This is a genomic window from Microcoleus sp. OTE_8_concoct_300 (genome assembly GCF_031383065.1).
Taxonomy (GTDB): domain Bacteria; phylum Cyanobacteriota; class Cyanobacteriia; order Cyanobacteriales; family Microcoleaceae; genus Microcoleus.
In genome coordinates this window covers 1-6,873 of sequence record NZ_JANMZH010000572.1, presented here as the reverse complement: position 1 = coordinate 6,873, position 6,873 = coordinate 1, and the positions used below count along the sequence as shown (strand labels likewise).

At 40.7% G+C, this 6,873-nt stretch carries 7 protein-coding genes and 1 pseudogene; 5 read left to right on the top strand and 3 right to left on the bottom strand.

The window, feature by feature from the left end:
* The coding region (locus ACUVJL_RS26080; protein WP_445248493.1) for an IS1/IS1595 family N-terminal zinc-binding domain-containing protein at positions 1–66 on the bottom strand (66 nt) is incomplete at its 3' end.
* Between the two features lie 586 nt (positions 67–652).
* On the opposite strand from ACUVJL_RS26080, the gene ACUVJL_RS26075 reads away from it, so the two are divergent.
* The 4 genes from ACUVJL_RS26075 to ACUVJL_RS26060 all read left to right on the top strand — a co-directional run bounded on the left by ACUVJL_RS26075 (position 653) and on the right by ACUVJL_RS26060 (position 4,269).
* Entirely contained in the window at positions 653–1,690 is a 1,038-nt protein-coding gene (locus ACUVJL_RS26075; protein ID WP_445248492.1) for a sulfotransferase family protein, read from the top strand.
* Between the two features lie 29 nt (positions 1,691–1,719).
* Positions 1,720–2,652, top strand: coding sequence for an ISL3 family transposase (locus ACUVJL_RS26070; RefSeq protein WP_445248491.1), 933 nt, complete (start codon positions 1,720–1,722; stop codon positions 2,650–2,652).
* Positions 2,653–2,719: 67 nt separating this feature from the next.
* Positions 2,720–3,349 (top strand): nucleotidyltransferase family protein, encoded by a 630-nt coding sequence (locus tag ACUVJL_RS26065; protein WP_445248490.1) that lies wholly within the window; start codon positions 2,720–2,722, stop codon positions 3,347–3,349.
* The gene (locus ACUVJL_RS26060) at positions 3,346–4,269 is read left to right on the top strand and encodes a glycosyltransferase family 2 protein (protein WP_445248489.1); all 924 of its coding nucleotides are present in this window, start codon (positions 3,346–3,348) and stop codon (positions 4,267–4,269) included. The genes ACUVJL_RS26065 and ACUVJL_RS26060 overlap by 4 nt, the downstream gene beginning before the upstream one ends.
* Positions 4,270–5,052: 783 nt before the next feature.
* Here the strand turns inward: ACUVJL_RS26060 and ACUVJL_RS26055 are convergent.
* Both ACUVJL_RS26055 and ACUVJL_RS26050 read right to left on the bottom strand, forming a co-directional pair.
* Entirely contained in the window at positions 5,053–5,514 is a 462-nt protein-coding gene (locus ACUVJL_RS26055; protein ID WP_445248488.1) for a transposase, read from the bottom strand.
* A 144-nt stretch (positions 5,515–5,658) separates the two neighbouring features.
* Positions 5,659–6,732, bottom strand: a pseudogene (locus ACUVJL_RS26050) (IS701 family transposase); the annotation flags it as partial.
* 75 nt (positions 6,733–6,807) lie between these two features.
* Here ACUVJL_RS26050 and ACUVJL_RS26045 point away from each other — a divergent pair.
* The coding region (locus tag ACUVJL_RS26045; RefSeq protein WP_445248493.1) for an IS1/IS1595 family N-terminal zinc-binding domain-containing protein at positions 6,808–6,873 on the top strand (66 nt) is incomplete at its 3' end.

The following is a 6,873-nucleotide window of genomic DNA, read 5'->3' as shown; positions in this document are numbered from 1 at the left end:
GTTCTGTTTGCCTTTTTTATGTCCATTTTTATTGATCTCAGTTGACAGGCAGTCAGGACATTGCATAAGCTGGGATTTCACTCAGTTTGATTTTTTTGGCGCTCGCACTATTAAATGATCATACCTTAATTCACCAACGCCGATCGGTCTTCCAGTCTACTCGATGGCAGATGTTCGTCTATAGCTTATTTATTTGGTGGATAAATTTATTACGCCAAGCTAGAGTACCTAGCGCTTCGCACCAATCGCTTGTGCATAATGCCTGGTGCGTGCGGGAACATCCTCAGAGGGCTGAAGTCTGATATCCTTGGGAAAGCAACGGCTTGAGTGCATTTGGAGTTCATTGGGGGCGATCGGGCAAAAATTACCCTCTTTTGTGGTAAGCTTCTGAGAAACCATTTTTAGGAGTAGGTTGTCCTAGAGCGACAGGGAGTTGAAAAATTGCTGTTAGGTGATGTTTCTGTTGATCGGGAATTAGTTTTAGACGGATATGTAGAGGTGGTTATTTGAGGTTGTAGTAGAATGGGTTACGAAAGTGCGATCGGGAATAGGGAAAATTATACTTTAGAGAATTTTGTGACAGAAGCGTTTGGTTGTTTGGCGTTAAATTGACAGGAATATATGGTGAAAGCATCAGTAAAAATAAAAAAATATGACACTTGGATTTTCTGAACAGAGTCTCTTACAAGGCAAAAACCTAATATTTTTAATTTCTCAGCCTCGTGCTGGGTCAACATTAACACAACGGATGTTGGGCAGCAACTGTGAAATTCATACAGTTTCTGAACCTTGGTTAATGCTTCATCCTTTATATGCTCTGCGCTCAGAGGGATATGAAGTAGATTATAATGCTCAATGGGCTAGGAATGCTGTTGAAGGTTTTGTGGACGAATTACCAGATGGGAAAGAAGCTTATTTCAATGGTTTGCGCCGAATGTATTCTTACTTGTATAACTGTGCAGCCACCAGTTCAGGAAAAAGTTATTTTTTGGATAAAACACCGCGCTACTATTTGATAATATCTGAACTTTACAAAACTTTTCCCGAAGCGCATTTTATTATTTTGCTGCGAAATCCTTTAGCAGTTTTATGTTCGATGATCAATACTTGGACGCAAGACAACTACTTTAAACTCCATCTGTATAAGCAAGATTTGTTAGAAGCTCCCGCTCGATTAATCGATGGTATCAACTTATTAAATAATAACTGCATGGTATTACATTATGAATGGTTACTGTTGAATCCCGAATCGGAAGTAAATAAGATTTGTAGCTGGTTAGGACTTCAATTTTCACCAGAAATGATAGATTATGGAAGGGCAAAAGATCAGCCTGTTTGGAGATACGGAGATCAGAATAAGGTTTACCAGGACACCAAACCAGATTCCCAAAATTTAGATAAATGGATTATGGCTCTAGACAATCCTCAAGTGTGGAGAATAGTAAATGATTATTTAGAATTTTTAGGAGTGGAAAAATTCCTTCAACTGGGTTATTCTTACGAAGAGATGCGAAATCTCCTGGATGCAAAACGTCCTCAATGGTTTGATTTATGGCGCACACTTCCCCTAGACGTACTAGTAGAAGACCCGCAAAACAGTAAATACTGGAAATATCAACAGTATTGGCTCTACCGAACCTACTATGTAAAAAAGTTAATAATTTTTATAAAAATTAACTATAAAATCTAAAAATTAGGCGCTGGCAAAGCAATTATATATTGACTTACAGGGCTTTTTGTGGTTTAATAAAGTTTTATTTTATTAAAATTAAAATAAAACTTATACCTATGGCTTCCAATCCTCAACTTCATCTAATGACCAAACTCCTTAATATTGAGGGAGTGACAGTCAAAAATTATCAGATTATTGAAAATATAGGAATCACAATTTACTTAGATAATAACAACAAAAAAGCCATTTGTCCCGACTGTGGGAAGAAAACTGATAAACTCCATCAAAATCATTATTATGTAGTGAGGGATTTGCCGTTTGGAGAGCAAAAAGTATATTTACAAGTAAATCGCCGTCAGATGAGGTGTGAAGGTTGTCCCAAAAAATTTAGTGAAGACTTAGAATTTGTTAAAAAAACTAGAACCTATACAGAGAGGTTGAAAAAAAAGATTTTGTCAGAATTATTAGAAAGCGATATCAAAAATGTGGCTCAAAGGAATGGAGTTAGCGAACAAGAAATAGAAACCATGTTAAAAGAATGGGGAAAGGAATTGAGCGGACAAAAACCATCAGGATTAAAAAGGCTAGGAATTGATGAAATTGCTTTAGTAAAGGGACAGAAAAATTATTGTGTAGTTTTAGTAGATATCGATAAAAAAATTATAGTAGGAATGGTCACAAATCGAACTCAAGTAGAAATAAAAAAATACCTAAAAGCCTGGGGAGAGGAAGTTTTAGAGCAAATAGAAGAAGTCAGTATAGATATGTGGAAGCCTTATAAAAATGTCTCCGAAGCTTTAATGCCACAAGCAGAAGTGGTGGCCGATAGATTTCATGTTATGAAGCAAGTAAATGAAGAATTAGATCGAGCTAGAAAAAAGATTAAGAAAGCCGCCGAGGTCTTAAAAAACAACTCGGAAAAAGATCGAATACTATCCGGAATAAAAACAAGTAAATATGTCCTATTCGGCATAAAATAATCGGGGATGGTTATAGCATAAGACTTTTACCAAAACCCTTGATTTCAGCCATTCTGTTAGAAAATAAATGCTCAAATCCTTGATCTATCTACAGTTGAAAATTTGGCTCTCATTTTTAATTTCCCAGAGTGACAAAAGAGGGATACAAACCTTTTCACCGGAAACTCATTTGTTGATACTTTGTGTAGAGGGAGAGAGGGAAGGTTGGAATCAGCTCAGCCGACTTTGTGACGTGGCAGCCCTGATTAGCTCCCACCCGCAGATGAATTGGCAGTCCCTAACAGAGCAGGCTAGGAGGTTGAAAGTTGAGCGAATTCTCGACTTTGGCTTGGTGCTGGCTAACACCCTCTTAAAAGCTCCCGTTCCCGCTTCTGTTTTGTCAAGCGTAAAGCAAGCTCCCCTAATCAAGTGGCTTGCCACCCAGTTTTGCAAAAATCCTTTCTCTGAGCCAGACTCTCAACGTCACCCTTTCTATCTCTGGGCAACCGCTCTCTACCACTTATCCGTGAGCGAAGGACAGTTGCATAGACTTCTCTACGGGTTAACTCCAAACGAAGCTGACCAAGCGTTTCTTCCACTACCCTGCACCCTGCACTTTCTTTACTACCTAATCCGACCAGTCCGATTAGTTGGTAAATATGGACTCGCCCCGTTTCAAGCTCTTTTCAAACGGTTATACCAGGAGGACAGTCAATGAAAACTCCCGTTGCTTTCTTCATCTTCAACCGACCCGATACGACAGAGAAAGTTTTTCAAGCCATTCGCCAAGCCCAGCCTCCCCAGCTTTTGGTCGTGGCTGACGGACCTCGCCCAGACCAGCCAGAGGATGTTAGAGACTGCGCGGCAGCTCGGTCTATCATTGAGCAGGTTGACTGGGATTGCCAAGTCATGAAAAATTATGCTGATGTCAACCTAGGCTGCGGACGGCGCGTAGCGAGTGGATTAGACTGGGTTTTTGACACTGTTGATAGAGCGATCATCCTTGAGGATGACTGCTTGCCCCACCCTAGTTTCTTCAGATACTGCGAGGAGTTATTGGAGAAATATCAGGATGACGAGCGCATCATGACCATCCTAGGAACTATTGGGTTAGGAAGATGGAAGCCAGATAGTCAGAGTTATCACTTCTCTTATTGGCCCAGCCCAGTTTGGGGATGGGCTTCCTGGTCACGGGCTTGGCGCTATTATGACCACAACATCAAAGCGTGGGCTATTCCAGCAGTAAAGCGGAAAATTCGGGCATTTATGCCAGAAGATGCTCTTTTTATGGGAATGGTGTGGCGATTTGAACAAGCTTACCAACAAAAGGTAGATACTTGGGATTGGTCATGGTATTTTGCCATCCTGTCCCATTCTGGACTGGCTATCGTGCCTTCTGTAAATTTAGTGTCCAACCTTGGCTTTGGCCCCAAGGCTACCCATACGAAGTCGAGGCGGCAGAGGGTAGTTGGTCGGACTTATTCCCTTAATTTTCCCCTCACCCATCCTAAAGAAGTAGCGATAGATAGGGACTACCATACAGAAATCACAAAAGTCACATGGTCGCAGAAAATTTTGGCTCAACTTAAAGCCAAACTTCGCCCCTATAAGCGTTACTTCCTGAAATTTCTAGATTGAAGTTACTCCAATGCCTTAAGTAGTGTGACACTTGACGCTTTGCCGTAGTGTGACACTTGACGCTTTGCGGAATGTGGGTTTTAAATTTTGGATTGGGAATAATCTCCATCGAATCCAGTCCCAGATTTGCTGGGGAGTTGCGGGCAATCGGACTTAAAAGTAAAAATAAGTCAAAATAAGCGCAATTCTCTACCGACTTACCGGGGATTAATCGTGGCGATCAAGCTACCCAGCAAGCCTCGCGCATCTGATTAATCCGTGGTTTGCAAGGAAAAATCAGAGGGCTGAAATATGTATTTTCATGCGATTTTATGCGATTTTATGTGCTCGATCCTGGTTGTCTCCTCCGATTTTGCTGACAAGAGACAACCAGCGACAGAACCGAAGAGCGATCGGCTTGATGCGCTTTGATGAGCTTTTATGACTTTTCATGTGCTGGCCTGCTGGGAGGGTGACAAAGAGGGCTAGGAACTAGACTTAATCAAGGTTGCAGCCCGTATACCCTGTTGGTAAAAGCGACGTTTATTACGGGTTAACTTCATTAACTCTTGGACTTCTAACGAATATCGATCGAGATAATTTGCCCACTCTTCTCCATCCTGACCGATACCAAATATGCTCCTTCTACGGTATTCCTGGCGCTTGTCTTTACGGCGAGATACATATTTTTGTAGCTGTTTTTTCTGAATTTCGGTGCCTTGAAATATAGCTGAGCTGTAAACGAGCGTTATTAATAAAATAATTTTTATGAGTCGGTCTCCCTTGAGACCACTTCCTTCTAGATTATAGCCTCTTGTCGTTACAATCTCGGAACATTTCTTCTATTCCCATCCGTTTTTTATAAGCTGCGAGCGCTACTGGCAAAGAGCCTAAATCTGTGAGAATAAACCAGGCATCTTTTACTTTTAGTCCCCGATAGTCGCGTTTCCATTTACAGGCGATATCAAATCCGGCTACTGGGAGAGTTTTTCTCACCCTCACTCCTTGGAAATATAACGAAGTCCCGGGGACTACTCCTAATTGGTCTAAACCTTGCCAGATTAAGTTTTCTGTTTCTAGACAATGATTCTTTTTCAGCCTTAAACAAAAAGATACACCCTTTGTCCCCGGCCAGTTTCCCAAATCTACCGAACAAAATTCACGGTCTCCTAAAACGATGACTTTATATTCTTTAAGTAATGGTAAGACTTGTTGTAGAGCCAAGGTTTGTTCTGATAAGTTACTGTTTCCTAATTTTGGTAACAAACACTCTTTTTAAGGGAATGGCTCTTTTCTGCCAAATTAGAGCGATCGTGAACAGCTTAATACATCCCCATTGGCTCCGAGCGATTGCTACAGATAACCTTTGTTTCGCAGTGCAATAAGCTGTAAACGGGACTTAAACAAAAATTAAGCCCAAATAAAGCCCAAACTGGCTTTATAAGCCGTAAATACGTCCATATTTTCTTGCAACCAGCGCACAAATCTATAAGATATAGCTGTTCTAAAAGCTTCTAAGGCATCAGTAAATGTCTCTAATGTTTGGTTAGCCCATCTTCGTCTCAGTCCACCAGTTAAGGTATGCCAAACAATAAAACTGTAAGCACAGAACACCAGTATCCAATGTCGATAAAGGCTTCTCTCCCCTCTTACTTGATACTCTTTTAACCCTAACCAACCCTTAGCTTCACGATAGAATACCTCCACCCAATTACGTTGGGAGTAAGTCGTTACTATCCATTCACCTGTTGCTTTCTCTCTGCTAGCATTAGTAATCAAATAATCTACTTCTGTCGCGGTCGAAAGAGTCGCAGCATTCATGACGATAGCTACTGTTTTTGACTCTGACATTGTTGATAATTCTACTTCGATAGTTGCTACCCACACGGTTTTTGGCTTTTCTAGCTTTAGTTGAATCGCAGTAAAACCCTCTGAATTCAGGCTTTTTGCTAGTTCATCTAATCTAATCTCTTTTCGTTCTAGTCCATGTTCTAGTTGAACTAATATTTTTCTGTTTTTCGCTAATCCTCCTATGTATCTTAATTTCCGGGCCTCTAACTCTTGCAAAAACCTACTATTATTACCATAGCCTGCATCAATCACAACTACTCCCGGCCGCTCTCCCCTTTCTAAGCATTTGTCAATCAACTTTAAAGCTATATCTGGTTTTTTTATGAATTCTGGAGCTGCTTTTCCTTGTGGTAATGAACTCGCGTGTTGGTATAATGATACATCTAATGGCAAACTTTTTACCCCATCATATAAATGTGTCGTTACTAAGACTACCCCGTTATCCGTTTTGCCAAGAAGCCCGATATATTGTCTGCCAACTCCGGCAGTTGATGTACCACTCTTTCTATGACCTGAGTCATCTATTATTAGAGTGAATCCCCTCCTAATTTTAGTTTGACTGCATTGTTGCATTACCTCCCACCGTCGCTCATTAACAAGCTCGGCATTCCAAGGAGCTTCAGTTAAAAAATGGGCGTTGGTGAATTAAGGTATGATCATTTAATAGTGCGAGCGCCAAAAAAATCAAACTGAGTGAAATCCCAGCTTATGCAATGTCCTGACTGCCTGTCAACTGAGATCAATAAAAATGGACATAAAAAAGGCAAACAGAAC